Annotated in this window: 2 protein-coding genes; both read right to left on the bottom strand. The window is 65.2% G+C overall.

Features of this window, described 5'->3' with window-relative positions:
- Window positions 1-349: ATP-binding cassette domain-containing protein (locus tag EN984_RS36350; protein ID WP_127384441.1), on the bottom strand; the 349-nt coding region annotated here is incomplete at its 3' end.
- On the bottom strand, window positions 346-817 hold a 472-nt coding region (locus EN984_RS36345), incomplete at its 5' end, for an oligopeptide/dipeptide ABC transporter ATP-binding protein (RefSeq protein WP_164766003.1). The genes EN984_RS36350 and EN984_RS36345, both read right to left, overlap by 4 nt.

Here is an 817-nt window from a genome sequence, read left to right as displayed (position 1 = left end):
ACCCGTACGGGTCCTGGAAGACCAGCTGGATGTAGCGCCGCATCAGGCGCATGTCTTCGTGGTTGAGGGCGAGCAGGTTCTGGCCCCGGAACCAGCTTTCGCCGCTGGTGGGCTCGATCAGCCGCATCAGGCAGCGTCCGAGAGTCGACTTGCCGCAACCGGATTCGCCGACGAGGCCCAGCGTTTCGCCCGGCGCCAAGTCAAAGGACACATCGGCCACCGCACGCACATGGGCAACCGCGCGATCGAAGACGAGGCCACCGCGAACCGGAAAATCCTTGACAAGATGGCGCACGGAAAGCGCTGCCGCCGGCTTGGTTTCGACTTGAGTTTGCTCCACTGCGCTCATGGGGCCATGCTTCCACTGTCCAGTTCTGCCGCCGCCAGCGAGGCGCTATGGAAGGGCGGCAAGGTCGTCGCGAAATGGCAGGCCGAGAAGCGGCCGCCTATGTCGTGCAAAGGCGGATCCTCGGTCCTGCAGCGTGCCTCGGCATAGATGCAGCGCGGATGGAAGGCGCAGCCGCCCGGCAAGCGCCCAAGTGCGGGTGGCGAGCCATCGATCGAAAACAGCCGCTCGCGGCTTTCCTCGAGATTGGGGATCGAGGCAATGAGGCCGCGCGTATAGGGATGGCGCGGGTCGGCGAACAGCTCGGATACGCCAGCCTGTTCGACGACACGGCCGGAATAGACGACCGCGACGCGGTCGGCATGACCGGCGACGACGCCGAGATCATGGGTAATCAGCACCAGGCCAAGGCCGAGCCGCTCCTGCAACGAACGCAGCACTGCCAGTATCTGCGCCTGCACCGTCACATCG

This window comes from Mesorhizobium sp. M7A.F.Ca.CA.004.12.1.1 (genome assembly GCF_003997835.1).
Taxonomy (GTDB): Bacteria; Pseudomonadota; Alphaproteobacteria; order Rhizobiales; family Rhizobiaceae; genus Mesorhizobium.
This window is presented reverse-complemented; position numbering and strand designations above follow the sequence as displayed.